The 25,162-nt window shown below is 41.2% G+C and carries 26 protein-coding genes and 1 riboswitch; of the genes, 10 read left to right on the top strand and 16 right to left on the bottom strand.

Annotated elements, in window-relative coordinates:
* Positions 1-148: 148 nt before the first annotated feature.
* Positions 149-1,177: an endonuclease/exonuclease/phosphatase family protein gene (locus CXF93_RS13975; RefSeq protein ID WP_101063092.1), complete on the top strand. Its 1,029-nt coding sequence runs from the start codon at positions 149-151 to the stop codon at positions 1,175-1,177.
* A gap of 132 nt (positions 1,178-1,309) precedes the next feature.
* Positions 1,310-1,483, top strand: a riboswitch (yybP-ykoY riboswitch).
* Positions 1,484-1,495: 12 nt separating this feature from the next.
* The gene (locus tag CXF93_RS13980) at positions 1,496-2,518 is read left to right on the top strand and encodes a calcium/sodium antiporter (RefSeq protein ID WP_101063093.1); all 1,023 of its coding nucleotides are present in this window, start codon (positions 1,496-1,498) and stop codon (positions 2,516-2,518) included.
* A gap of 106 nt (positions 2,519-2,624) precedes the next feature.
* Here CXF93_RS13980 and CXF93_RS13985 read toward each other — a convergent pair whose 3' ends face one another.
* Genes CXF93_RS13985 through CXF93_RS13995 form a run of 3 tightly spaced genes read right to left on the bottom strand, consistent with a single transcriptional unit; the run spans position 2,625 to position 4,863 of the window.
* Complete coding sequence (locus tag CXF93_RS13985) at positions 2,625-4,025, bottom strand: hypothetical protein (protein ID WP_101063094.1); 1,401 nt, start codon at positions 4,023-4,025, stop codon at positions 2,625-2,627.
* A complete protein-coding gene (locus CXF93_RS13990) occupies positions 4,022-4,429 on the bottom strand; it encodes a DUF2249 domain-containing protein (RefSeq protein WP_101063095.1) in 408 nt (135 codons plus the stop codon). The genes CXF93_RS13985 and CXF93_RS13990 overlap by 4 nt, the downstream gene beginning before the upstream one ends.
* A complete protein-coding gene (locus tag CXF93_RS13995) occupies positions 4,429-4,863 on the bottom strand; it encodes a hemerythrin domain-containing protein (RefSeq protein WP_101063364.1) in 435 nt (144 codons plus the stop codon). Before CXF93_RS13995 ends, CXF93_RS13990 begins: the two co-directional genes overlap by 1 nt.
* A 175-nt stretch (positions 4,864-5,038) precedes the next feature.
* Here CXF93_RS13995 and CXF93_RS14000 point away from each other — a divergent pair, with 175 nt between their 5' ends.
* A complete protein-coding gene (locus tag CXF93_RS14000) occupies positions 5,039-5,854 on the top strand; it encodes a sterol desaturase family protein (RefSeq protein ID WP_101063096.1) in 816 nt (271 codons plus the stop codon).
* Positions 5,855-5,904: 50 nt separating this feature from the next.
* Positions 5,905-6,306, top strand: a complete 402-nt coding sequence (locus CXF93_RS14005) for a hypothetical protein (protein ID WP_101063365.1) — start codon at positions 5,905-5,907, stop codon at positions 6,304-6,306.
* Between the two features lie 265 nt (positions 6,307-6,571).
* Here CXF93_RS14005 and CXF93_RS14010 read toward each other — a convergent pair whose 3' ends face one another.
* The 9 genes from CXF93_RS14010 to CXF93_RS14050 form a co-directional block, all read right to left on the bottom strand.
* Complete coding sequence (locus CXF93_RS14010; protein WP_101063097.1) at positions 6,572-7,954, bottom strand: lipopolysaccharide assembly protein LapB; 1,383 nt, start codon at positions 7,952-7,954, stop codon at positions 6,572-6,574.
* A complete protein-coding gene (locus tag CXF93_RS14015; RefSeq protein ID WP_101063098.1) occupies positions 7,951-8,565 on the bottom strand; it encodes an energy transducer TonB in 615 nt (204 codons plus the stop codon). The genes CXF93_RS14010 and CXF93_RS14015 overlap by 4 nt, the downstream gene beginning before the upstream one ends.
* A complete protein-coding gene (locus CXF93_RS14020) occupies positions 8,565-8,969 on the bottom strand; it encodes a biopolymer transporter ExbD (RefSeq protein WP_101063099.1) in 405 nt (134 codons plus the stop codon). Before CXF93_RS14020 ends, CXF93_RS14015 begins: the two co-directional genes overlap by 1 nt.
* Before the next feature lie 21 nt (positions 8,970-8,990).
* Complete coding sequence (locus tag CXF93_RS14025) at positions 8,991-9,539, bottom strand: MotA/TolQ/ExbB proton channel family protein (RefSeq protein ID WP_101063100.1); 549 nt, start codon at positions 9,537-9,539, stop codon at positions 8,991-8,993.
* A 3-nt stretch (positions 9,540-9,542) separates the two neighbouring features.
* Positions 9,543-11,078, bottom strand: coding sequence for a MotA/TolQ/ExbB proton channel family protein (locus CXF93_RS14030; protein WP_198551661.1), 1,536 nt, complete (start codon positions 11,076-11,078; stop codon positions 9,543-9,545).
* Complete coding sequence (locus tag CXF93_RS14035; protein WP_101063101.1) at positions 11,075-11,881, bottom strand: DUF3450 domain-containing protein; 807 nt, start codon at positions 11,879-11,881, stop codon at positions 11,075-11,077. The genes CXF93_RS14030 and CXF93_RS14035 overlap by 4 nt, the downstream gene beginning before the upstream one ends.
* 156 nt (positions 11,882-12,037) lie before the next feature.
* Complete coding sequence (locus CXF93_RS14040) at positions 12,038-14,110, bottom strand: TonB-dependent siderophore receptor (RefSeq protein WP_101063102.1); 2,073 nt, start codon at positions 14,108-14,110, stop codon at positions 12,038-12,040.
* 250 nt (positions 14,111-14,360) lie between these two features.
* Positions 14,361-15,758 carry an ATP-binding protein gene (locus tag CXF93_RS14045; RefSeq protein WP_101063103.1) on the bottom strand — a complete coding sequence of 466 codons (1,398 nt, stop codon included), beginning with the start codon at positions 15,756-15,758 and terminating at the stop codon, positions 14,361-14,363.
* The gene (locus CXF93_RS14050) at positions 15,755-16,426 is read right to left on the bottom strand and encodes a response regulator transcription factor (protein WP_101063104.1); all 672 of its coding nucleotides are present in this window, start codon (positions 16,424-16,426) and stop codon (positions 15,755-15,757) included. The genes CXF93_RS14045 and CXF93_RS14050 overlap by 4 nt, the downstream gene beginning before the upstream one ends.
* A gap of 234 nt (positions 16,427-16,660) precedes the next feature.
* Here CXF93_RS14050 and CXF93_RS14055 point away from each other — a divergent pair, with 234 nt between their 5' ends.
* On the top strand, positions 16,661-17,005 hold the full coding sequence (locus CXF93_RS14055; protein ID WP_101063105.1) for a PilZ domain-containing protein: 345 nt from the start codon (positions 16,661-16,663) through the stop codon (positions 17,003-17,005).
* Positions 17,006-17,141: 136 nt separating this feature from the next.
* On the opposite strand, the gene CXF93_RS14060 is transcribed toward CXF93_RS14055, so the two are convergent.
* Entirely contained in the window at positions 17,142-17,921 is a 780-nt protein-coding gene (locus tag CXF93_RS14060; RefSeq protein WP_101063106.1) for a DUF4377 domain-containing protein, read from the bottom strand.
* A gap of 167 nt (positions 17,922-18,088) precedes the next feature.
* Between CXF93_RS14060 and CXF93_RS14065 the strand changes: the two genes are divergently transcribed.
* On the top strand, positions 18,089-19,210 hold the full coding sequence (locus CXF93_RS14065) for an ABC transporter substrate-binding protein (protein WP_255418844.1): 1,122 nt from the start codon (positions 18,089-18,091) through the stop codon (positions 19,208-19,210).
* Between the two features lie 239 nt (positions 19,211-19,449).
* Positions 19,450-20,142 carry a hypothetical protein gene (locus CXF93_RS14070; protein WP_101063108.1) on the top strand — a complete coding sequence of 231 codons (693 nt, stop codon included), beginning with the start codon at positions 19,450-19,452 and terminating at the stop codon, positions 20,140-20,142.
* 130 nt (positions 20,143-20,272) lie between these two features.
* Here CXF93_RS14070 and CXF93_RS14075 read toward each other — a convergent pair whose 3' ends face one another.
* Positions 20,273-20,716: a MarR family winged helix-turn-helix transcriptional regulator gene (locus CXF93_RS14075; RefSeq protein ID WP_101063367.1), complete on the bottom strand. Its 444-nt coding sequence runs from the start codon at positions 20,714-20,716 to the stop codon at positions 20,273-20,275.
* Positions 20,717-21,421: 705 nt separating this feature from the next.
* Between CXF93_RS14075 and CXF93_RS14080 the strand changes: the two genes are divergently transcribed.
* A complete protein-coding gene (locus CXF93_RS14080; RefSeq protein ID WP_232784234.1) occupies positions 21,422-22,093 on the top strand; it encodes a methyl-accepting chemotaxis protein in 672 nt (223 codons plus the stop codon).
* A gap of 1 nt (position 22,094) precedes the next feature.
* Positions 22,095-22,406 (top strand): MGMT family protein, encoded by a 312-nt coding sequence (locus CXF93_RS14085; protein WP_101063110.1) that lies wholly within the window; start codon positions 22,095-22,097, stop codon positions 22,404-22,406.
* Positions 22,407-22,465: 59 nt separating this feature from the next.
* Here CXF93_RS14085 and CXF93_RS14090 read toward each other — a convergent pair whose 3' ends face one another.
* A complete protein-coding gene (locus tag CXF93_RS14090; RefSeq protein WP_101063111.1) occupies positions 22,466-22,738 on the bottom strand; it encodes an acylphosphatase in 273 nt (90 codons plus the stop codon).
* A 198-nt stretch (positions 22,739-22,936) separates the two neighbouring features.
* Complete coding sequence (locus tag CXF93_RS14095; protein WP_101063112.1) at positions 22,937-24,064, bottom strand: M14-type cytosolic carboxypeptidase; 1,128 nt, start codon at positions 24,062-24,064, stop codon at positions 22,937-22,939.
* Positions 24,065-24,481: 417 nt separating this feature from the next.
* Here CXF93_RS14095 and CXF93_RS14100 point away from each other — a divergent pair, with 417 nt between their 5' ends.
* A complete protein-coding gene (locus CXF93_RS14100) occupies positions 24,482-25,069 on the top strand; it encodes a TetR/AcrR family transcriptional regulator (RefSeq protein WP_101063113.1) in 588 nt (195 codons plus the stop codon).
* The last annotated feature ends 93 nt before the right edge of the window (positions 25,070-25,162 follow it).

Here is a 25,162-nt window from a genome sequence, read left to right on the forward strand (position 1 = left end):
CAACAGCCTGTCGAATAATGAGTTAGTTATTAGGCAACATACCTTAAGCGCTTTGTAAATAATGAGGACGCAAAACTTACTTGCCCCATCCTGCTAAGCTTGTTATAACCATAACTGTTGTTTTCTCTCTATCTGGTATCTCTTACCTATGCTAAAAATTGCCACCTTTAATCTGTTCAATTACATCGAACCACCGTTTGCTTGTTATGATTTTGATCGTATCTATGACGAGCAACAATGGCAGAAAAAGCAAAAGTGGATACGAGATTACCTTGCCGAACATCAGCCTGACGTGATTGGTTTTCAAGAAGTGTTTAGCCCTGATTCATTAAAAGCATTAGTGGCAGAATGTGATTACCCCTATTTTGCAGTTGTCGATAGCGCAGATGTTATTGAGGACTATATTTTCCGTAGCCCAGTCGTAGCAATAGCCTCACGTTACCCGATCACAGATATCACCGCAGTCATACCTGATAGCGAACTTGCTGTGAGCATGGGGTTATCAGCAGAATATCAATTTAGCCGCAAACCACTGCGCGCCAGTATTGTATTACCACACTTAGGTACAACAGATTGCTATGTGGTGCATTTCAAATCTAAACGGCCAATGTTAGAAAGTGAAGATAACGAACTAGCAACGACTAGAGCAGTGTTAGATGCCTTCACCAAGCAGATGTGTGGAACCTGGGGATCGTCGATGCAGCGCGGTTCGGAAGCGGCATTATTATTCCAACAAATGATCCAACGTCGACTAGCGACTAATAATCCGATGATGTTAATGGGTGATTTCAATGACCGATTAGATAATGATCGCGACGGTGTTTTATCCCATTTAACCATGAATACATTACGTTTCAATTCAGACCAGCAAGCACAAAATATTGTAAAACAATTCAGCCTGCAAGATAGCTGGCATTTATATCAACATGCGGAAAATGGTGCAGTCGCAAGTATTACCCCCGCCCCTCGCCCTGCTACGCATTACTTTTTTAACAAAGGCTCGGTATTAGATTACATCTTATTATCGTGTGAGTTTAATGCTGAGTATCAGCGCAGTCTTTATGAAGTCAGTAACTACCATACTTATGACCGTCACCTGATTAACCCTATCTATGAGCGTGATAGCGAAAGTACTGACCATGCTGTCGTCCAAATTAGCTTGCAGTTAAGAAACTAAATTACAGGTTAAATAAGGCTATCCATAGATATAACTATTTATGCCTCTAGATGTTTTTAAAATAACGTAATTTAATGACATTTTCTGCTTGCGTTAACCCCATTCTATCTTATAATGCGCGTATCTATTCGAGGGAGTAGTCGCTTCACCATGTGAAGGAATACATCAACATAACTGACCCACAGGTCGTGGTGTATTCAACCTAGTTTAAAGCTAATAGCGCTAAACTAAGTTTGATGAGACTTGAACAAGTAAACACCTACTTTCGAGGGCGGGGTGTCGCTTGTTTATGTCTAAATGCCCTCGTACGAGAATCCTATGTCTTTATTATTACCTATCATAGCTGTATTAATTGGCTTCATCTTACTCACAGTAAGTGCCGACCGTCTTATCTTAGTATCATCCACATTAGCCAAACAGTTTGGTGTTTCTGTCATGTTTATTGGTATGACCGTCATTGCCTTTGGTACTTCATTCCCAGAATTAGTCGTTAGCGCGATTGCGTCATTTAATGGTGCAGAAGGCCTTGCTGTCGGTAATGCGATTGGCTCTAACATTATCAACTGCGGCTTAGTATTAGCACTTTGTGCCTTGTTTATGCCACTGGTAATTCAAGTACGTTTTATTAAACGTGAATTACCGATTCTAGTTATCGCACTTATTGCAGTGATCGCATTAATGTCGAATGGTTCAATTACCATGTGGGATAGTCTTATCCTGATCTTATTGCTGGCATTTTACTGTATCTATCTGGCGAAATCATCGTCAGAAGATGATATTGAAAGCGAGTTAGAGTTTTTAGATGTGAGTCAAACACGTGCAATAGTCGAAACTATCGCGATGCTGATCGTACTATTAATCAGCTCACAAATCATGGTTTGGGGTAGTGTACAGCTTGCGAAAGCAATGGGCGTAAGCGACTTATTAATTGGTTTAACGATTGTGGCATTTGGTACTAGCTTACCTGAACTAGCGGCTGCGATTGCCGGTGTTCGTCGTGGTATGCCAGAGATTGCATTCGCGACTGTGATTGGTTCAAATACCTTTAACTTATTAGGTGTACTGGCATTCCCAGGTTTAATCGGTGATGGTCTACAACTGCCAGCAGAAGTATTAACACGTGACATTCCAATGCTGTCGATTATGACTGCATTTATGGTGATCTCGTTCACCATGACTTATTTTGCAGTAAATAAACGTCGTTCTGATTTGAATCCTGAGCAACAAACAGATGAGTTAATCGCTGTAGACAGTAAACTAAACTATCGCTTCGGTCGCCTTTCTGGTGCAGTACTGTTAATTATGTTTATTGGTTATAGCTGGGTACTATTTACGTCTTAAGCTTGTTTGTAAACTAGTTAGCTTATTTAGCTGCTCTGAGTTACGTAGCTACTTAACTACTCTTTAGTTACCTTACGACCTAGTGCATTAATTAAAACTTAATGCACTAAGTTAATAACGCCTCATCGATAGCACTCGCTATGTCACGATAACGGCCACTCACCTTAGCCATCAAAAATAATAAATAGCCAAACTGCCCTACTATCGCTAATGATAATATCCAGTAATTCGCGGAATGATATAAAGTGATACACAAAGCAAATAAACTAAACACATGGCTATATAATAAATACTGCATACGCGACTTACTCAATAACTCGTGCATATTAGGCAATAGCGCAAATGCTTGCAGATGAAAACCACACTGACGTTGCAGATGTAGGTATGCCAAAAAAGGCACAATCTTGATGATCATCGCCATGATCACACTTAATATCCAACCATAGATGAACACCGATACTAACGTTAACGGTGACCAGCCAAAACTGAGTAACCAAGCTTCTACACTCGTTATTGAACTCATCATTAAGCTAATCACTAAACTAACCGCACAGCAAAGAAATAAGCAAGCTAAGGCAATAAACCAACAGGTGACACTGGCATCATTAATTTTTCGTTTACGTCGGTATAAACAATGCATAGCCGTGACGGCATATACCATCAAGCCAAGCTGTAATAAACCAGTACAAATAGCCTGTATGAATGCCCACACCGTACTACCGCTATCAATATCAAGAACGGTCATAATAGTAAATTGAGTCATTCCCAAGGTGACTAACGTATAAATCAATAATGTAATGAACAGAAAACCAGGTAGATAACGCGAGCACCACCGCGGAAAAGCAGGTGCAACATGAAACATAGGCAGAACTTGGAAGCTAACGCCAATAATAACTAAACTGACCCAACCAATTAATCCCCAACTAGCGTGATTATCGGTGAGTTGTTTAGTGATATTGAATTGACTGGCGAACAAATAATCGGCTAAGAGCAAACTCGCAATAATGCCAACCACCAGCATAGCAATAAAGCCTAAACGCATAGTATTGATTGATATATTCGCCTTACTTCGCTGTCGGATCAGCCATAATATCGCACTGATAAAGCCACCGAACCCAAGCGTAAGCGTTACACCTGCAAGGGTAAAAAATACATTACTCTGCAAACCAAACATATTGGCGAAAAATGCAGTCATCAATGACAAAGTACCTATCGACAGTAAAGCCAGTGTCAGCGTTGAAATCAGCTTAACCTTTGGCAAAGACTTGCCTGCCAGTACCGGTAATAACTGTAAAATAGCCCCACACATGATCATCGAAATAACGCCGAGCACCATGGCATGGGTAACCGCGAGAGTGGCTGGGTGCCAGCGGCTTAACCACATTGACTCCCCGGCAAAAGCAATAATCAACGCGCTAATTAATGCAAATACCGGCGCGACAAAAAAAAACCGCATCGGTACTGAAAATGGCGGTATGTTATCAAAATCTAACCCTGTAAGATTCATTCCACTTCCATCTCGGAAAATGACGCTAATGCCGATTCATCGGCTTTAAAAGTGACCTTGATTACAACCGCTAAATCTTCACCGCTGCCATCACCATGTTTTGCCTTGTCACTGCTACTATCACTATTAGAATTATCGAAAAGTGCTGACGAGTCATTACCTGCATAATCAATATCAACTCGGTAGACAAACCCTAACTCGGCTAACTTGGGGTATAACGGCGTAGGGTTTTTACGATGATGAATAACCAAACACTGGCCAGGCGTTAATACCGCTAACGCCTGTAATACTTGACGCATAGGCTCTGGCATAGCGAGCTCACTGACATCAAGCTGAATCACTTGCAGTTTAGTCGGTTGTATTTTAATGGCTTGCAGCTGAATTGGTTGTAAGTCTATCGCCATTATGAGTACGCTTTAACTTGCTGTAATACCGCATCGGCATCAGGTAAATGCGCCTGGGTCATGGGATATAACATCTGCTCTTCTTTCATATTGTGTTGTTGCATTAAGATCATTAAGGTTTCCGAAAAGCCTAAAAATTGCTCTTTATTCTGCACAGACAATTGTTGTGTCATTTCTGCCACTAATTGACGCATTTGCGCATGTTCAGCACGCATCACTTGCGTTGGTCCCATCGTCATCCCCGTCGCTTGTTCAAACGCTGGAAATAAAATCGTTTCTTCTTGTTGTAAATGGATCTCAAGGTCGGTGGTAAATATAGTCCATTGACTATCAGCTTCTGGCCATTTTTTTGCCGAAACTGCAGATTCAGCAGCAATAAAAGAATCATCACAATGACGATGTTGCGCAGTCATAAAATCAGGAATAGTGTGCATAAAGGCCTCAAATAACAAACAGTAGTAATATAACCACCATGTTACGGAAGCACTGGTTAGTTGTAATTGATATATGTCTATTGCAGCAATAAAGATTAAGTGCACTTTGCTTGGCAATAACGCACAATAATGCATTAAGACATCTTTGACGACAAACAGCCCATCAGGAGAAACTATGAGCGACTGGTTTATCAGCAACAGCAATGCACTGCGACTAGGTGCGTTTATTGGTTTGTTTATAATATTAGCCCTGTGGGAGCACTATCAACCGAAACGACCGCTAACGGTGGTAAAACTCCAGCGCTGGGGCAACAATATTGCCATGGTGATGTTGAATAATCTCACCCTAAAACTACTGATGCCATTTTTGGCTCTTGATGCCGCCTTGTATGCCCAGCAACAGCACTGGGGATTAGTCACCCTAATGGCTGAAGCAGACATAATGACTAGTACGTTAATCGTTGTTTTAGCTATAATGCTGCTTGATGCTGCTATTTATTTTCAGCACCGAGTATTCCATAAAATTCCCGTTCTATGGCGTTTACACCGAATGCACCATAGCGATCTAGATATCGATCTCACCACAGCTATCCGCTTTCACCCCATCGAAATAGTGTTATCTATGCTGATCAAAATTGCCGTTATTATTGCCTTGGGTGTCCCTGTGATTGCCGTGGTATTATTTGAAATGTTATTGAATCTGACCGCGATGTTTAATCACAGCAACATTAGATTGCCAATTAAGGTCGACCATTACCTGCGCTACTTGTTAGTGACGCCAGATATGCACAGGGTACACCACTCAACTAATGGGCGAGAAACCAATCATAATTTCGGTTTTTGTTTACCTTGGTGGGATCGTTTATTTGGCAGTTACCAAGCGCAACCTAAATTAGGTCATCAACAGATGCAGATTGGTTTACCGTATTTTCGTGACGCCAAGGAATACCAACTACAGAATATGCTAACGCAGCCATTTAGAAATAAATAACGCTCTATACATAACCACATTACATGACCACATTGAAAGGTAAAAATAACGTGACAAATCCTAACAGCGATTCATCTACAATATCTAACGATGACGCCCGTAAACTCAGCCGTAAAGTGACCGCGGATATTGCCACTAAACAGCTTGATGAGATTTTTATCGATAATAACGTCTCTATCGACGTGCAGATCGCCGTGACTGAATATCAAGGCAAAGATCCTGAGCAATACTTGACGATATTAACGACTCACCTACGTCCTGCTTATTTACGCGTTATAACAGAATCACTGCAAACACAGAATTTGACCGCATTGGATGCTAATAGCCATTATCTAAAGCTCAGTAAAACCCACAAAAACATGCTGGAAACACTGAAACAACAAGACAAGTATCAGCAGCTAAATGATACCCAAATTATTGAATTGGCGTTATTAGCTTTATTACGCGGCTAATCATTCAAACACAAAAAAGTCCCGCATCATTCGCGTTGAACAATGCAGGGCCAGAATTAGGTCATATAAGCTCATATAAATAGTGAAGAGGAATCTATACGGTTATGGACACGCGGTTTCTAATACATTCGCCGTTAATGTCGGACGTACTCGTAACACAGGCATATCTGTAATATAAGTCGATACCTGCTCGGGAGACTAATGCCGGAGAGTCATCCGACATTAGCTTAAAATAACAGCCTTAGGGTTATAATGTATGTTAGTGCTAACTATTAATCTGACGTACCTGCTGCAAGTATTTAAGCCAGCCTTTGGCACTCGCTGATGGCACTATGTGCTGCGCAAGCTTGGCGTGGGTGATCGCGCGGTCATATTGCTGCAGTTTATAGTAAGCACGTACTTTGGCTAATTCGATAGCTGCCTGCTCTTTCTTACTCTTATCCTGCTGGATTTCAGCATGATTTAGTTCTAATAACGCAGCATCATAATGCCCCTGTTGCAATAGTAATTGTGCTAACGGCCAACGGTATTGCCCTACCCCGTCTACAGACAAGCTAACCACATCACGCCAGGTATTAATGGCGTATTGCCATTCTTTTGCCATCTGCCAATACTGCGCTTGTTCAACCAACAAGGCTTGACGTTTATCATTATCAGCTGTTTCTGCTGCCAAAGATGCTAATTCGAGTGCCGCTTGTTCCGGTATACCTTGTTGTACATACAGCTGCGCTAACGTACGACGCTCTGCTGTACTTAGTTTAAGCCCCTGACGTTGAGCTAAAATCAAGGTCGTTAATGCCGCTTGTGGCTGCGAGGTTCGTAGCTGTAAACCAGCAAGCTGTTGCCACCATAATAACTTATCCGGTTCTACAGCAATAATACGCTCTAATGTCGCAATAGCTGCTGGCCAGCGTTGCAGCTGTGATTGCGCCGTCAGTTGTAAATTTAATGCCTGTACTTGATCACCTTGATTATTTAAACCTTCATAGGCGTTAACGGCACTCAGCACTTTATCCCATTGACGTAATTGGTAATGAGTTTGGGCGATGCGCAACCACAGCTCTGTAAATTCTTGGCGCTTGATATTCGATGTTTTTTGTTTACCTTTCGTTACCGTTACATCGATTTCTTTATCACTGTCTAAAGCCGTATTTACCAGTACACCATCGACTAATGCATAGTCATTAACGAGCACATAGTAATGTGCTAACGCCTGCTTATACTGCTGCTGGCTAAGTAAAATATCGGCGACCATACGCTGCGTTACCCAAGCTTGCTGTTTAGGTAATAACTGACTATCAACCGCTAAGGATAAATACTTCACCGCTTGCTGAGTATTCTCTTGTTGCCAATGAAAAATACCTAATACACGTTGTACAAAGGCTTTATCATAGTCTTGCCTTGGGGTTAAATCCGTTAATAGCTCAATAGCATCACTGTAACGTTCTTGCTGCTGCAGAGCCTGCGCTGCTTGGATCTTACCGGCAATAAATTGCGTTAACTGCGGAGGACTCGCATAAGCAGATGCGGTGAAAAAACATGTCAGCGCTAATAACCAATTAAGCTGTAGTTTATTTAAACTGGTTTTACCTCTGTATAATTTGGCTTTAGAACCAGCTAAAAATACAGTTAAAGATAATAAATTCATCGCTCTAATTTAAACTCCAAGGTCAGTGTTTGGTTAACTTGCATTATCGCCTTGCCCTCTGCCAATTTGGGCTGATACTTCCATTTTCTTAATGCTTTCACTGCTGCTCGTTCAAATAAACGTCTTGGTTTAGCATCCAGCACCTTGATATCAACTGGGCGGCCTAAGGTATCAATCGTGAATGACATCTTCACCCAACCTTGGGCGCCTTGTTTCATGGCGCGAGATGGATAACGCGGCTCCACACGATACAAGGGCATAGCTTGCTGATTAGCAGTAAATTCACCAATTGCAGGCAACCCGACTTCAACGCCAATACCGGCCATATCGATACCAAGTACTGGCATATCAGGCAAGGCTAAGGTTGTTGATTCGGCATTGGCAACAGGTACACTATCTGTCGGTGGTGGCGCATTTTTAGGTTGTTCAGGCAGTGCCCGTTGACGACGATTCACATCACGTTCTTGCTCAACCATGACAATATCAAATGCCTGTGCGTTTGATTCTTCAGGTTTACCTGAATGGCCGTTATCAACCATCCAAGCCATCATAGTGAATAGACCCAACGTCATGCCTAACGCCAAGGGTATCGCCAGTAAAAAACGTAACATTAAGACTTCTCCGCCGCCAATGCGATACCATTAACGCCGGCACCATTGGCGGCATCCATCACTTTAACGACCGTACCATTAAAGGCGTGTTCATCCGCTTGGATCACCAAAGACGCATCTGGTTGAGAAAGTAATAAGTTCTCTAAGGTGGCTTGAACACGCTCGACATCCACCATGCGTTTATCAATATAAATATCATTGTTTGCTGTTATCGCGATAAAGATACCTGCGCCAGCTTGGCTAACGACATTGCTTGCTTGAGGGCGGTTAACTTCAACACCGGATTCACGCACAAATGAACTGGTGACAATAAAAAAGATCAGCATGATAAACACGATATCTAACATCGAAGTCATATCAATTTGCGCATCTTCACGAGCGGCTGAACGGCGATTAAATCTCATGATCTTTCCTTATAAATAGTCTTAATAGATGGTCTTAATAGATGGTCTTAATAATTTTTCTAATTTGTTATAACGACTATCACAAGCCTTGCTTAAACGCGCATGAGCAAACATCCCCGCCAACGCAGCAACCATGCCCGCCATTGTCGGTAACGTCGCCAGTGAAATACCCGATGCCATTAATTTAGGTTCACTACTACCCAATGTCGCCATGACGTCAAACACACTGATCATGCCCGTAACTGTGCCTAACAGCCCTAACATAGGGCAGATAGCCACCAGCACTTTTAGAAAATTAAGATTTTGCTGCAGAGCTTGTTGCGCCTGTAACAGCCAACCACCACGAATAGCGTGAGCATGCCAAGAATCTTGCTCTTCACGTGCATTCCAACGCGCTAACAATTGACGTTGTTGCGCAGGGAAATAACCATACAGATACAACAACCGCTCCATGACACAAAACCAACACAGCATGACGACAGCGGCAAGCCAATATAGGATATGCCCTCCCTGCTGCATAAAATGATTGACGCTTTCGAGCCAATCAATTGCACTAATATCAAAATGCATCCGTTAGCCCGCTTGTTGAGTAAGAGGAACCGCCTGCTCAGCGTTAATAGCCTCTGCGCTGGTTGCAACAGCACTAGTTTCAAAAGCCTCAAAAGCACTAATAGCTAGCTTTTCAGCCTCTGCTGCAACTAAGCTAATGCCCTGCTTCTCCAGCGTATCGCGAATATTATCCGCTTGTGTGCTTAAGATATTGTGAGCCAGTAATAATGGCATCGCAGCCACTAAACCGAGTACCGTAGTGATCAGCGCCATTGAAATACCGCCAGCCATTACTTTCGGATCGCCATTACCAAACTGAGTGATCACTTGGAATGTTTCAATCATACCGGTTACCGTACCTAACAAACCGAGCATCGGCGCCAATGCAGCCAGCAACTTCAGCATTGATAGACCTTTTTCTAAACCTTGTTGCTCATCAACAACTACTTCCATTAAACGCAGTTCTAACGCTTCGGTACTATTATGCAGTGCTGACTTAACATTACTGTCTACATAGACTTGCAGAATACGACCCAAGGGGTTGTTGCCAATCTGGCTTGGGTTAGCTAACTGTTGCTGGATGTTGCGACGCGCAAGCATCAACTTAATGCCTTGTACCAGCGCAATCAACAAACCAACCACAAGCAATGCAATGATCACGTAACCGACTGTGCCACCATTTTCCAAACGATCTTTTAGGGTTGGGGTATTTGCCAATTGTGCCAGCATCAAACCACGAGACGGATCCAATACCACAAAGCTATCAGTTGAGTTAATAGCTGAATTAGCAGCAGCTAGATCTGCAGCAACAGGGCCTTGTTCTGGCTGTTTTAGATAAGCGGTTGCGGTTTGCTTTTCGCTATTCCAAGCGAGATAGCCCTGATCACCGACGAGGCCAAAACTACCAAGACGCACGGCTTGTTTATCTGTTAATTGCCCTGCGCCATCAATCACAGCAAGGTTTACTGATTTGATTTCAGCACTGGCTTTAATTTGTTCTGATAGCGCTGACCATAAACCGGTTAATTGCAGCATTGACGGTAATTTTTTCGCCGCAACAATATCTGTCACGATGGGAGAGAAGGTCGCACGATCAACAGCGGTTACCGCGGTATTAATCTCGCTGCTAAGTTGCTTTGCCGATTGGCGTACCACACCAAACAACTCACCCAAACTACCAGTTTCTAAGCGTAATCGTGTTTCTTGCTTGGCTAATGTTTCTTCGTTACGGGTAAATACCTGACTTAATAACTCGGTTTCAGTTTGCAATTGGCGCTGCTGAGTTAATAATGCTTGGCGTTGTTGCTTTATTTCATGTTCTGTTAATTTGAAATTAGCTTCACGTTGTTTCAATGCTTTGGTTAGCTGTTTATTGTCTTGCTCAGTATCGCTAAGTAATTTTTCACTCACGACACGCGCTGCATTATTAGCATTGGCCACATTATCCGCAGCAAAAGTATGCGCACTGACTGTTAACGCACTAATAACCAATGCCTGGGTTAAAAATGATTGTGCTTTGTTCATTAGCACTGGAGCGTTCATTACATTAAATGGTTTCATTGGGCAGTACCTACACGTTGAGCGGTCGTCACAGGAAGATAAATTAAGCTTGGCGCAATTTGTTTATTGGCCATTTTGAAGGCTTTATCGATATCATCAGTATGTTCCGAGATCGTTACCCATTCTTGACGTTCATCGTGCCACTGCCAATAATGTTGGCTATCTAAGCTACGGGCAACAAAGGCGATACGACCTAGGTGGAGCAAATCCACCGTGATAGATTGACCAATTGACGCCAGTGCTATTTCGCCTTGATAAACACCTAACTTAGTGCCGTAATCTATTTCAATTTGATACGCTTCTAAGATACGGCGGTATTTCTCGGCATCGCTGACATCTGCTTGACCCATCATCGCGTTTAATTTATCTAGGCGCGCTAAACGTTGCGGTTTTTTAATTGGCTTGCCGGTATTAATAATGTCTTCTAAACCGGTGATCATTTTATACATTAACGGCACTATGCCTTGGCGGGTACTTTTAATCCCTGCTAGCTGTTCATCTAAACTACTCAGTTCTTGATTTTGATTGTTAACTAATTTAGCAAGATGGTTGCGATATACAGCTAAGTTGTCGACTTCTTCTTGCAAACGTTCTATTTCTGCTTGCATGCTCAAAGTACGGTCGGCACTGCTATCTATGTTTAACTGGCTAGTGGCAGCCCTGTTATTCATGTTATGCGTCTGAGCTTGAGCATGCTCAATCGCTTGTGCACTATCACTAGCTTGCGCCAGCACTGAATTGCTAAACGTGATACTGCTAAGTGCAGCAACAAACAATAGAGAGTAAGGTTTTTTTAAAAGCATAATTAATCAACATTCGAGTTAAAGTTTAAAAGGATTCAAACCACAAAAAGCAACAACCGACATCTATTGGATCCAAGAGTCGATTGCTGCTGTTTATGAAGGCTTTAGCTATTTAGCTTGAGCGTATATTCGCTTAGCATATGGCTGCCATTATTCTTAGTAACGTAATTGGATTGAAGCCATGTAGTTACGGCCCTCACCAACGATAGTTTTAGTTTGGCTACCGCCAGCTAAGTAATCCGTATCAAACAAGTTTTCAATGTTGAAACGTAATACTAGGTCCATGTCTTTATCGTAATTAATGGTATGGGCAATACCGGTATCAAAACGCGTGTAAGCGTCTTTCTTGTAAGTATTTTTCTCATCACCGAAACGTTCACCAACATAGATAGCACCTAAGTTTACGTCTGTGTTGTTCGCAAACGAGTAACGGCTCCAAACACTGGCAGAGAACTCAGGTACATCAGCAGGACGGTTACCATCAATAGCGGTATCAAATGCATCATGAATTTCAGCATCTAAATAAGTCATTGAACCGCTAAGAGAAACAGCTTCAGTGACATAACCCATCGCACTGAATTCTGCACCGCGGTGAACTTGTTTACCCGCTTGGGTCGTTTCAGTTTGACTGGTAGTACCAATTTTTTGTGAAATGACTATATTTTCTTGAGTAATATCGAAGACAGCACCGGATACAAACAGTTGCTTATCCATCAGTTCCCATTTCGAACCAAGCTCGTATAACTTACCTTTTACCGGATCAAGCTCTTTACCATTATTGATATCATTAATACTATCAATTGCATCTTTCGGCTCAAAACTTTCTGAGTAAGTCGCATAAATAGAGCCGTTCTGTTGCGGATGATAAATTAGACCTAGTTTCGGTAACAAGTTGTTGTAAGTATCTTTAGCCGTTACTTCGTGATCAAAACGCAGACCAGCAAGCACTTGCCATTGGTCATTAACCGTAACCATATCTTGTACATAGAGACCGTAAGAATCACGCTCTGTAGGATCTTTAACCGAACCATTGCTGTAATGTAAACCGTCTGGTTTTTCTAAAGAATCACCAGGCTTAGCCGTTTGCCCACCAATTTTATGCGTTTGGCCAAGATAGTAATAACCTAGCCAGTTAGCACCAATCAATGTTTGATGTTGCATACCTAATGCATCAAATTCACCGACAAAATCAATAAAGGCAGTATTAAACTCCCAATGATCAAAACGATCGTAACCACTATAAGTAATGTCGCCATTTTTATCTGGAATTGGATTAGTAAAACTTTCAATATCACGACGTTTAAAGTCTTGATTGTTATAACCTAATTTCATATTCCAGTTGTCAGATAATTGTGCCGCAATATCAAAACCAATATTTTCAACATCATTTTCAATCGTTGACCAGTCAGCATCCCAGATAAATTCATCACCACCAACAGGCTTACCATCAACGATATAAGCACCAGAATCAACACTGCCGTTATCATTGGTTTTATCGTAATGCACAGATACAGTTACTTTGTCATTTAAGTCGTAATCAACAAATAGACCACCAACAAAACGTTCTGTCGACGGCGTACTGCCATCGCTGTAGGTACGCCATGAATCGTAGCTCTGTTTTGAAACAACAGCACGCGCACGTAATGTTTGTGCATCATTTAATGAACCACTTACATCTGCAGTGGTACGTGAATCATTGTTAGAGCCTAAGTCTTGACTGATGTTAACTTGGGTTTCGTAAGTTGGTTTTTTAGAAACCATGTTTACTAAGCCACCTGGTGCCGATTTACCGTAAAGTAGGCCTGCAGGACCTTTCAATACTTCAACACGCTCTAGTAATTCAATAGGTTGACGGTAGTGAGACCAATGCTGTTTGCCATCACGTAAGAAACCACTACCACTATCTAATCCAAAACCACGTAATTTAAATGATTCACGGTTACGGCTTACACCGCCAGCAGAAATACTTGAATCATTTTTCAGTACGTCACCTAGTGTGCTTGCTCTTTGCTCATCAATTAGCTGCTCATCAATCACCATTACTTGTCCCGGTGTTTCCAGCTGTGTTGCTTCAACACGCATTGCAGTGCTATTGGTATCAACTTTATAACCATAGTCTCGGCCTACGACTTCCATGTGTTCATCAGTCTCTACCGTTTCAGTAGAATAAGCACTTGGCGCTGCTAACACAGTCGCAATCACGACAGCTAATCGAGTTTTACAAAACATATTCCGTTATCTCCGATTCATTTTCATTAATTTAAATTTCACGCCTACTACAGTAGGTCGACTTGATGAACATAATTCTAATTGATAATCATTACCATTTGCATTAAATTTACATTCTTTGCAATTGAAATGAGGGAAAAGATTAATGAAGCAGAAATAGTGGGGGTTTATTGACCTTTATCGAATAATAAAACAGCTTATTTCACAGTGAAATAAGCTGTTTCCATAAAAGCCTAGTGATAAGTAACCATTATTGGATAGGGAAGCGTAATTTTACCGTGACGCCATTATTTACATTAAGTTCCGCTATCGCTTCGCCGCGCATGATCAGCATTGCTTCCTTTACAATTGCTAGTCCAAGTCCATAACCGCCAGACTGTTTGTTTCTCGCCTGCTCAATGCGTACAAATGGATCAAATACGCGCTCTAGTTGCTGTGGAGGTATGCCAATACCATCATCGCTAACAATGACTTCAACATAATGATCTTGTTGACGTACCATGACGACAATGACGGCATTATCACCCGCATACTTAATAGCATTTTCGAGCACATTTTTGATAGCCCTTAAACATAAGCGGCTATCAGCAAGTACCATGGGGGTGGCATTATCTAATTCAACGGTTAGCAACTGCTGGGGTTTTAAATCCATTTCATTTTGCATGACTTGGATCTGGCACAAGGACTCGACCTGGATTGGCACCAGTTTCACAGATACATTCTCATGCCCCAAACGACCAAACTCTAATATCTCACTCACCAAGTTATTCATTTCAGTCGATTCATTATCTAATCTATCTAACAACCCACTCACTTCTTGTGGACAGCGTTTACGCAACAAGTGCAAGATCAAACTATGCCGTGCTAATGGCGTTCTTAATTCATGGGATACATCTGTGATTAATTTCTTCTGCTTACCAATCAGCAAGGTTATGTGTTCCGCCATATCATCCAGGTCTTGTGCTAGCTGATTAAACTCAGTCACACTATTGCCGACTTGATGCGATGCCCGAATACTAAAGTCCCCCTCAGCTAGACCGCGACTGGCCGCCTGTAAACGATGCAACGGCTGCTGTAAATGCCGCGCCAGTAACAGTGAAAATATAGCGAGCAGAATACTAGTGATCACAAATTGGATCGCGGCAAAGTAATAAGGGAAGTAATGGGCGGGATGTTGCTTATCAGAAAACTGCACTACAAGTTGATAACCAGGTCGTAACGGCAAACCAATAACAGGCTTACTCACATGCTTTTCTAAAATGGTATCGAGTTGACGAATAAAACGCAGTTTAAATTTAAAATGCGGATGCATAACACGGGTACTGACTTCTTCGAAATCATCATTAAGCACAAACAAATAACTCGACTGTGCCGCCTCCCATGCTGCCAATTTGTGACTGTCTATATTGCCTTCGTTGTCTTTACTATCCAGCAATACATTAGCCTGCTCGGCAAGATCTAACATTTCAGTTTTAACCGTCGCGGGTAAATGTAGCAATACCCGTACTAACGCCATTTCAGCAATACTTTGTAAGCTCAGGATCAGTACCAACGTAATAGCGAAGTAGCTGAATAAACGAAACGCCAGTCCTTGGCGATCACCTAAAAAAAATAACTGTCTCGCAGTATTCACAATACCTTTACTCATATTGCCATGCTACCGACATGCTCAAAGAAGCTGTAACCTTTACCTCGAACCGTTTTGATATGTAATTTCGACAAGCCTGATTGCACCATCTTGCGACGGATATTACTTATGTGCATATCAAGATTACGGTCGAACGGACATAAGTCTTTCTTTAATACTTGTTTTTGCAATTCACCTTTCGACACCACAATTTCATGGCGAGAAACCAGGTATTCCAGTAGTTCAGCTTCAGTCCCAGTTAATGACAAACGTGATAACTGGGTGAGAACGGAACTCTCGCCACCCAAGTTTTGCCTTTGCTTTTCCAAACCGACACGCCGTAGCATCACTTGAATGCGGGTTAATAGTTCGGGTACGCTATAAGGTTTGGCAATATACTGATCAGCACCAGCCTGCAAACAATCGAGCATGGCACTTTCATCCGCTAATGCCGTTAGCATTAAAATCGGCGTAGCAAAGCGTTGGCAAATACGTCTTGCGACTTGCAAGCCATTAATATTTGGTAACATTACATCAAGCAAAACTAAATCAACCGGTTTAGCCTGCATATAATCGAGGGCAGTTTCACCACAGTGCACGCTATGCACTTGGTAACCATCTTCGGTTAAAACTTCAGTTAGTAATTCACACAGTTGTATATCATCATCGACGATAAGAATTTGCGCCACAGTCCAAATACCTAAATAAAAACAATTCGTATTAGTATTTTAATGAAGATAAGCTTTAAGTACAAGAAAGATTCTACATAGCTTGATTAATATCAATAGCTAAAACTAAGAAAGTTTATTTTTACAGACTGTTAAGGCGATAACTTATCAATTTTCAGTTATATTGAATAACTTAAATACACTCAATTTGCGCATCTGCGCATCTGAAAATATACATACACATACGGATATACCATGTTTAGTGTAAAAAAAGATCTGTCATTCAAGCGTGATCGTGATCATGCTCGTTATACTTATTGGGATCCGTTTCCGGTATTATATGTGGACAAACTCGGGTTATTTGATTTTTTTAAGATACCAGTTCAAGTGCTAAATATCTCCAAATCAGGGATGTTAGTGAGAGTGCAAAGCGAAAGTAAATTTAGCCTTGATGAAGGTATCATTATTAAGTTTGATAATTACTTTACCGACGTGATCCCCTCAAAAGTGGTGCGTTGGCAGCCAGAGGCCCAGTTACTTGCGGTGAAATTTAGCCGAGAGATAAAATTGGTAGAGCGTATTGCGCTTAATATTACTTAACAGATTCGTCTGTTAGCCTCCCTAAATTCCCGTGACGCATAGATAAAACACCTCAAATTTAATGACAACATTGAGATGTTTTATCCGTTAGGCTTAGATACCGTCAATAGCTAGCGCTTAAATTTAAGGTTAAAGCTTAATCCCAATCTTCAGCGACAAATTGAATCATCAGTTCATCATTCTGATACATGTTTAAGAACGGCCACTGTACTTGAATTGCATTCACCACAGCCAGTGCTTGCTGCAGTTTTTGTTCAACGGCATTGCCATTGGGATCCGCACACGCCATTAAAGTTGAGCCTATTGGACCCAGCTTTAATAACGAATTTTTCACTTGTTCGTCTTCAAATAAATGCTGCACTTGACCAAAGAAATTATTACAGCCCGAGAACCCAGACAAACGATCGCCAGCAATACTGATATACGCAGGTCGTTCTAACATCATCGGATTAACGTCACCTAAGCCTGTCAGTTGCTTCAAATTCCACTGTCGACTTTCGGTTAACATCGTATTATCGGCATAATGATTTTGCTTTTTATCCATTTCTGCAAGTAACTTATACGATAAACTTGAAGCATCAGCCGCGGGATTGGCCACTTCAGTGGTTTCTACCGATAATTTATAAAACGAACCCGGTGCATATTCAAAGCCGGCAATATCGTTATAAAAATATTGCCAGCCACTGGTTTTTCCATCAACGACTTTGTTCACGACTAAGCACTGCATCGGTACGATACCTTGACAAGCAACACGTTCAGGCGCCACCCAATAGGTTTCCGTTTTCGCGACTGCAGTATTAGTGCTGCCATTATCAGTTTCGCTCTGACCTCCATTCTGACTTCCACTTGTACAACCAATCAGTAAGCCGCTTAACATACCCATTAATAATAAAGATGCTGGCAATTTAAATTTCATATTGATAAACCTTTTTCCGTTTTCCACTAAACTTAATAAGAAAATAGCAACATAGACCAGATCTTTGACAGAGCTGACATCGCGCTTTTGACAAAGTATTAAGGATTGTTATGCCGCTACTATTACGTTCAATCATAAAACTGGGTGTATTTTGTTATTTGTACAGTATGGCATCGTATGGCTACACTAGTTCAGTTATTAATATAAGTAGTTCTACTATTAATAGCTCAGTCAATACGATTAATAGCTCAGTTAATAATGCTAGCAAACCTGTCATAAACGTCGGAAGTTATCACTGCCCGCCTTTTGTCATGAGCTTACACCCAAATGGTAGTCCACTATCCACCAGCTCTGGGCTGAGCATTTTATTATGGCAACGCATCGCCAACAGTCTTGATTTGCAATACAAAATTAAAAACTATGCCTTACAAGATCTACTCGATGAGATTGAAACAGGCAATGTTGAAGTCGGTATTTCCTGTATCTCCATTACCCCAGAGCGTGAGTTAGTCATGGACTTCTCTCACTCCTTTTACGAAACCCACTTGGCTATTGCAGTAAAAGAAAAAGGCTACCTCAGCTCGTTCATCGATTTAATCACCAACATCACCCTGCTTATAATCTTAGCGATTATAGTACTGCTAGCGGGCATCATAGGCTGGATATTTTACAAACTCGAACATAGCGTTAACGATAAACTTTATTCAATGCCATCAAAGCGAGGACAATGGTTAGAAGCTTTCATTTTAGGGTTATTATTTATCACCAAAGGGCCGTTTAATTACTTCGAGTTTAAGACCTTGACAGGTCGGGTAGTCACGGTATTACTTGGTATCACCTCAACGCTATTTATTGCCAGTGTGACCGCAATTCTTGCCAGTACCTTCACTCTAGGTTTGATGAACAGCGACATTAAGGGGCCGTACGATCTCATTCACCTTAATGTTGGCGCAAAAGTATCAACCACCTCCTCTATTTATCTAACTAACTTAGGCATAGTGCACCAGACATTTAATAATATTGATGAAATGCTCATAGCCTTAAATAACGGTGAGGTGGATGCGATTGTCGATGATAATGCGATATTAAAATACAAGCTTAAGCAGGCCAAGCAAGAGGGACGCTATCAGCATATATCGGTATTACCTTATCAGTTTGAAAAACAAAATTATGGTTTAGCGATTAAAGACAGCAGCCCTTACACGGAACAATTAAACCGCGCGCTGCTGAATGTACGCCAAAGTCCAGAATGGCAGCAGGCGCTTAATCAATACTTTGCAGAATACTAAATAAAGAGTACTAATGCAGACTATTTAACGCCGTAACGACACCGTTACTATACCTTTCTTACACCTTATTTTATTGCTTATTTACTTAACTCTCCAGCCCCTGAAATGCTAAGTGACAAACGCTTACATTCGCTTACATTTAATCGATTCACCAAACTAGACTTAGTGTATGTTTATAATGATAATGCCCGCGATACAGACTACTCCAGTCATTTTCCGATATATACAATGGACATATAATGAAAAAAATTATTCTTCCTGTACTTGCAGCAACCCTAATTTCAGGCTGCGGTAGCGTTGCACTCATGACCAAAACGAGTGAATTGAAAGCACAGCCAGAAATGTTGATCAAAACAGATGGCGATTTTTGGGGTTTAGGCCAAGAAGGCAGCTTTGATATCGCAGGAAAATATACCGGGAAATACGATCGCAGTTCGTCTGGTTCAACTTGGTTTAACACGGTTAGCACCACTGAAGGTGACATGGTTGCCGAAATTACCCGTACAGATAATGGCGATACTTGGGTATTGGTATGTAGCGGTGGCGGTACCAGTGTCAATATTGGCGGTTTATCATTCGGTGGTAACGACCCATACCGTTGTGATATTAGCGTTGATAGCAAAACTGTTGGTGAATATGAAATGAAATCATCAAGCGCTGCAATCTCACTTGATGTAGCAAAATATGAATCGGGTGTTGTCCGTATCAACAACGAGCACTTAAACGTAAAATCAGTGCATAAGTCTGACGACTTATTCATGACTGTTGAAAATCCACTTGGCTACGTTTTTGAGCAAGGCACACAAAGTATTGCCGCAGTGCAAACTAATGGTTTATTGAGCTTACAAACACTACCTGACTTATCGGCTGACAAGCAAGACCTGATCGTAGTAGGTTCGATCGCAAGTGCACTAAGCTGGCGTCCAGAATAACCTAGATTATCGTCATCATGTGATGATGCCGTATTAACATAAAAGGGCTGTAATCAGCAGCCCTCTTGTTCTTCTGTCGTTGTTATTACCACAACTATTACCGCAGTTATTTCCACGGCTATAATCACGACTAATCAGTTAGATTATTCAACAATGCTTCACAACTGGCTTTCATCATCAACAGTTCTTCTTTTGGTAAACCTGCCTGACAAAACATATTCACCGGCACGGCTTTAGCTTGTTGTTTTAATTCAAATCCAGCATCTGTTAAACATAATATACGCGCACGTGAATCTTCTTCACTGCGGTCACGGCGAATAAGACCTTTCAATTCTAAACGTTTTAACAAAGGTGTTAAGGTGCCCGAATCAAGATGTAGTTGCTCGCCTAATACTTTCACACTAATTTCATCTTGTTGCCAAAAAACCAACATAGCTAAGTATTGCGGATAAGTTAGGTCAAGGGCTTTTAGCATTGGCCGATACGCACGCACCATGGCATTCGTAGCGCTGTATAAAGCAAAACAAACCTGATTATCTAAGTGCAACATCGTCTCTTCATTCAATTCTGACATCAGGGTAACCTCTCTTAATTGTCTTGCGCACAATATACTTAACTTTTTATAAATGTCGATAGCTTTACCAAAATATTCATATTCATATTCATATTCATAACTCGGCACAGTTAACATTATAGCGCTAGATAGCCATATCATTAAATTTAGCGCACACCACTCCCGAGTAAATAGCTGAGCAAATCGCTAAACAAATAGCACTTGTTGCCGATATTACTTATATCACTATTTTAACAATTCGTTATCAACTGTTTACCAACGATTGTTAGCGACACTTGTGACTGACTATTTACCAAAATGTGACGGTATGACTCAGTATTGGTTAGTCACTGCGCCAATAAATAATAACTATATAATTAATAACAAAAATAAATATTAGATTATTAATAATTACGGTCTAATTATTGCTTAATAGTATTCAGCGGGAGCAAAATTTGCCGCTATAAATTATAAACGACTCGCATAAGGCAGATTTAAGCTATGTTTAATTTTTTCAATTCTAATAAAGTCCCTCTTGGACAAGTTCTTATCTCAGAAACAGACTTAGCAGCGCTGCAAAGTAAAGTTAGCATGTTAGAGCAACTACAGAGCAGTGGCGCACTGTCTATTGCTCAAGAAATTACCAAAAATGCCCAAAGTGTAAATACCTCGTCGGCGAAAAGACTCGGAAACATTGAACAAAATTTCGATTTAGTTCAAGGGTTTATGGAACAATCAAGAGGCATTGAAAGTCTTTCTAATGACTCCTTCAGTTCTGCGCAAAGCACGGCGAATATCTCTCAGACTGGTATTCAACAGCTTGAAGAGCTAACCGGTAACATTACCGATTCTGCACGCTTTATTGCCGAATTCACTATTTTGCTAGCCAACTTAGACGATAACAACAAGAATATTGGTCAATTAGTTGACTCGATTAAAGGCATTGCCGATCAAACGAACCTACTGGCACTAAATGCGGCGATTGAAGCGGCACGTGCGGGTGAACATGGCCGCGGGTTTGCCGTGGTAGCCGATGAAGTACGTGCACTTGCTAATACCGCGAATCAATCAGCTGATCAGATCCAAGGTGAAATGAAAAAAATCATGGATATCTCTGCAGCTATCATTAATAAGCAGAAGCAAGTAACCAGCATTATTGATGACAGTGTCGATATCGCGACAGTAACGATGAAAAGTTTACAAGAATTGGTATCACAAGCGAATTCAAGCTCAAGCTTAGTTGAACAGACAATCAGTCAAGTTCAACAACAGTTAAGCCATTCACACACGATTAAAACGGGTATGGAATCATTGCTTAATGATACCCGTGAAGCATTAAGTGGTTCATCAAATAACGTACAGTTAGGTGAGCAACTAGTGACTAAACTGCGTTTTTAATGTGAATAATTTTGCTCAGCAGGTATTTGCTTTCGTCTATCAAGTACCTGCAGGTAAAGTTGCCACCTATGGTGATATCGCTAAATTAGCGGGAATGCCTAGTAACGCACGTCAGGTTGGTAAAGTGCTCAGTCGTTTACCAGCCGACAGTAAACTGCCTTGGTATCGTATTGTGAATAGCCAAGGGAAAATATCACTGCCAGGGGATCGAGGTGATTATCAAAGGCAACAGCTTGCCGCCGAAGGTATTCTACTTTCTGCACACGGCACTATTTCACTCAAGACCTACAGAATAGCCACTGACTACATATAGAATACGGACTAACAGCATATAAGTGTTCACTTAAGAGTAAGAGCTATCACTTTCGCTAATTAACCCTGAGTAAATCCGGCTAATTTTTTATAATCAACACTACTAATTTCTAAGGCATCTACCTGTGCCATTTCAGGCCCTTCTCTTAACCATAAAATAAGCTTATCACGGTCGGTCTTATCACCAAAAATCTGTACTTCGACATCACCATTTTTAAGGTTAATAGCACGCCCAGTTAAACCAAGTTGTAATGCTTGCTGCACGGTTGCATAACGAAAACCGACCATTTGCACCTTACCATGTACAATGATCTGATTGCCTTCTTGTGACATAACCCCATACCCTCCACCAACTTAGTCAACATTAATGAGTATATGTCTACATTCGTCATTTCGACCACGTTAATTCATTTAACAAATTGATAAAGGTCGAAAAAGCACATCAATTGCGAATTTAAGCTATAAAAAAAGCCCGTAAACACTGTTTTAACAGCAATTCACGGGCTTATAGCGTTAGTGTTCGTTTACAACTTAACGTAAATCGTCAGCCACAGCTAGCATAGCAACTAATGATGCTTCACCAAGCTTAATAGAACGCTCTGGTGACCAACCCATCATAGGATCAGGTAAGTTATCATTGTCTTTAAACGGCATTTCCATGGTGTTAGCAAGACAATCAAATGTTTCTGCTACCCAATGTGTAGCCACTGTCATGTTGGCTGTACCTGGTTCATCAACTTCATAACCAAATTCAGATTGGAAATCTGCACTTGCTAGTTTGAATACTTCAGAGAAACGATCACGTAGTTTCGCTAATCTATCGTTATAGCTTGGCGTGCCTTGTGAACCCGCTAGGAATACGAAAGGTAGCGCTTCATCGCCATGTACGTCATAGAATAAATCAACGCCAGTTTCATGCATTTTGTTCACGACATGGAACACTTCAGGGCTTTTTTCTAAGCTTGGGTTCAACCATTCACGGTTAAGGTTAACACCCAGTGCATTAGTACGTAGATGACCACGTGCGCTGCCGTCTGGATTCATGTTTGGTACGATGTAGAAGTTAGCTTTGTCTAATAATGCTTTACCCGTTGGGTTATCACTATCAAGTAAGCTGTGCATTAGGCCATCAACTAACCATTCAGCCATTGTTTCACCTGGATGCTGACGTGCAGTGATCCAGATGTTACGTTTGTTTTCAGCACCGTCGCCGATTTTAACTAAGGTTAAGTCACGCTTATCAATAGTCTCACCAAGGTGTTCTAGGCTTACTAATGGGTGCATTTGCACTGCCGCTAGTAGATCTTGATGACGTTCGTAGCTGTACGGGGCAAAATAAGCAATTTGCATTGACTCACAGTCCATATCCGCAATGATAGTTAATTTGCCATCTTTATAGAAAGTCGGAAGACGGAACCAGTGCTGGCGATCATAAGATGCTACTGCTTGGTAGTTTTCCCAACCTTCTAGGTAAGCGGCTTCACCAGCGTTAAGGATATTCAGGGTGTATTGCTCACCGACTACCCCTTCAACACGGAAGTTAAACCATTGGAAAAATTCTTCGCCTACGTCCGGACGGATCGCAAGTTGAATATCATTTTTATCATCTAAATTAATAACTTCAATATTACCAGCATCAAAATTGGCGGTGATCCGCATACGACTTCCTTAATTTACTTTAAAAATTGACTTAAGCATAAACGATCCCAGTGTAACTGTGTAGAGCAGATCTTTATTAATAGCACTAAATAGCTTATTTAATTTCCATATTTTGACAAAAACCAGCACAAAAGTACCAAGCTTTACCTTGAGTGAATCATAATCGACCACAGTAAATAACACCGATACATCCACCTTTAAACATAAGAGATCAAAGCAATAGCCCTCCGCGACATAGACAGTTACCTCTTTATCAACCTCTCACCTACCCCCTTAGTTATATTTTAAAGCATAACTAAGCGCGGCGCTGGCATTAAAAGTACGGTCGTGCTAAAAATGTCTTTTATTAGTGATGAAGCACTGATGACATCGCCGATAACGTTCGATTCACCACACTAAAAAGCACAAGTGATACTTATGACTAAAGGCCGTATAACCCGAGAACATATCCTGAATATAGCCTTCACCATTGCCAGTGAAACGGGATTAGAGAGCCTAACCATTGGTGTGCTTGCCAAAGCCTGTGGCATGTCTAAAAGTGGCTTATTCTCACATTTTAATTCTAAAGAAAACCTGCAAGTCGCGGTGATTGAATACGCCGGTGAATGTTTCAACGAGCGGGTGATTATTGCGGTGAGACATGAACAACATGACGATGTGAGTACACGCTTACAATCACTGTTGCATCACTGGTTAGACTGGAACCATTCATTCCAAGGCAGTTGTATGTTTATGGACGCTTGGAAAGAAAGTAATAATAACCAAGACATCTTGCAGCAAACATTACGTAAGCAGCTATACACTTGGATCAGCTATTTAGAAATACAGATTAGCAAAGGTCAACAAAGTGGCTTATTTCGTGAAGACTTAATCCCAAGACAAGCGGTGTTTCAATTTTACGGCCTGTATTTAAGTAGTCACCTGTTCCATTCCATCGAACTTGAGAATGATGAACGCACACTGTTTTGGCAAGGCGTAAAACAACTTTATCAGCAGTGGCAATAATACTTCACCGTTGTTGTTACTCATAAACCACGACTAGTGAATAATAAATACATAGTGATTAATCGATAATAATTAATGGGCGGAAACGCCTTT

This window comes from Moritella sp. Urea-trap-13 (genome assembly GCF_002836355.1).
Taxonomy (GTDB): Bacteria; Pseudomonadota; Gammaproteobacteria; order Enterobacterales; family Moritellaceae; genus Moritella.

Excerpts from the sequence above, each read along its gene's own strand:
- CXF93_RS13980 (WP_101063093.1), top strand. The coding sequence starts at position 1,496 with ATGTCTTTATTATTACCTATCATAGCTGTATTAATTGGCTTCATCTTA.
- CXF93_RS14025 (WP_101063100.1), bottom strand. The coding sequence starts at position 9,539 with ATGCATTTTGATATTAGTGCAATTGATTGGCTCGAAAGCGTCAATCAT.
- CXF93_RS14000 (WP_101063096.1), top strand. The coding sequence starts at position 5,039 with ATGAGCGACTGGTTTATCAGCAACAGCAATGCACTGCGACTAGGTGCG.
- CXF93_RS14065 (WP_255418844.1), top strand. The coding sequence starts at position 18,089 with ATGGCATCGTATGGCTACACTAGTTCAGTTATTAATATAAGTAGTTCT.
- CXF93_RS14035 (WP_101063101.1), bottom strand. The coding sequence starts at position 11,881 with ATGCTTTTAAAAAAACCTTACTCTCTATTGTTTGTTGCTGCACTTAGC.
- CXF93_RS14030 (WP_198551661.1), bottom strand. The coding sequence starts at position 11,078 with ATGAAACCATTTAATGTAATGAACGCTCCAGTGCTAATGAACAAAGCA.
- CXF93_RS14070 (WP_101063108.1), top strand. The coding sequence starts at position 19,450 with ATGAAAAAAATTATTCTTCCTGTACTTGCAGCAACCCTAATTTCAGGC.
- CXF93_RS14100 (WP_101063113.1), top strand. The coding sequence starts at position 24,482 with ATGACTAAAGGCCGTATAACCCGAGAACATATCCTGAATATAGCCTTC.
- CXF93_RS13995 (WP_101063364.1), bottom strand. The coding sequence starts at position 4,863 with ATGCACACTATTCCTGATTTTATGACTGCGCAACATCGTCATTGTGAT.
- CXF93_RS13990 (WP_101063095.1), bottom strand. The coding sequence starts at position 4,429 with ATGGCGATAGACTTACAACCAATTCAGCTGCAAGCCATTAAAATACAA.
- CXF93_RS14010 (WP_101063097.1), bottom strand. The coding sequence starts at position 7,954 with ATGAATTTATTATCTTTAACTGTATTTTTAGCTGGTTCTAAAGCCAAA.
- CXF93_RS14095 (WP_101063112.1), bottom strand. The coding sequence starts at position 24,064 with ATGCGGATCACCGCCAATTTTGATGCTGGTAATATTGAAGTTATTAAT.
- CXF93_RS14045 (WP_101063103.1), bottom strand. The coding sequence starts at position 15,758 with ATGAGTAAAGGTATTGTGAATACTGCGAGACAGTTATTTTTTTTAGGT.
- CXF93_RS14075 (WP_101063367.1), bottom strand. The coding sequence starts at position 20,716 with ATGTCAGAATTGAATGAAGAGACGATGTTGCACTTAGATAATCAGGTT.
- CXF93_RS14015 (WP_101063098.1), bottom strand. The coding sequence starts at position 8,565 with ATGTTACGTTTTTTACTGGCGATACCCTTGGCGTTAGGCATGACGTTG.
- CXF93_RS14040 (WP_101063102.1), bottom strand. The coding sequence starts at position 14,110 with ATGTTTTGTAAAACTCGATTAGCTGTCGTGATTGCGACTGTGTTAGCA.
- CXF93_RS14060 (WP_101063106.1), bottom strand. The coding sequence starts at position 17,921 with ATGAAATTTAAATTGCCAGCATCTTTATTATTAATGGGTATGTTAAGC.
- CXF93_RS13975 (WP_101063092.1), top strand. The coding sequence starts at position 149 with ATGCTAAAAATTGCCACCTTTAATCTGTTCAATTACATCGAACCACCG.
- CXF93_RS14055 (WP_101063105.1), top strand. The coding sequence starts at position 16,661 with ATGTTTAGTGTAAAAAAAGATCTGTCATTCAAGCGTGATCGTGATCAT.
- CXF93_RS13985 (WP_101063094.1), bottom strand. The coding sequence starts at position 4,025 with ATGAATCTTACAGGGTTAGATTTTGATAACATACCGCCATTTTCAGTA.
- CXF93_RS14080 (WP_232784234.1), top strand. The coding sequence starts at position 21,422 with ATGGAACAATCAAGAGGCATTGAAAGTCTTTCTAATGACTCCTTCAGT.
- CXF93_RS14020 (WP_101063099.1), bottom strand. The coding sequence starts at position 8,969 with ATGAGATTTAATCGCCGTTCAGCCGCTCGTGAAGATGCGCAAATTGAT.
- CXF93_RS14090 (WP_101063111.1), bottom strand. The coding sequence starts at position 22,738 with ATGTCACAAGAAGGCAATCAGATCATTGTACATGGTAAGGTGCAAATG.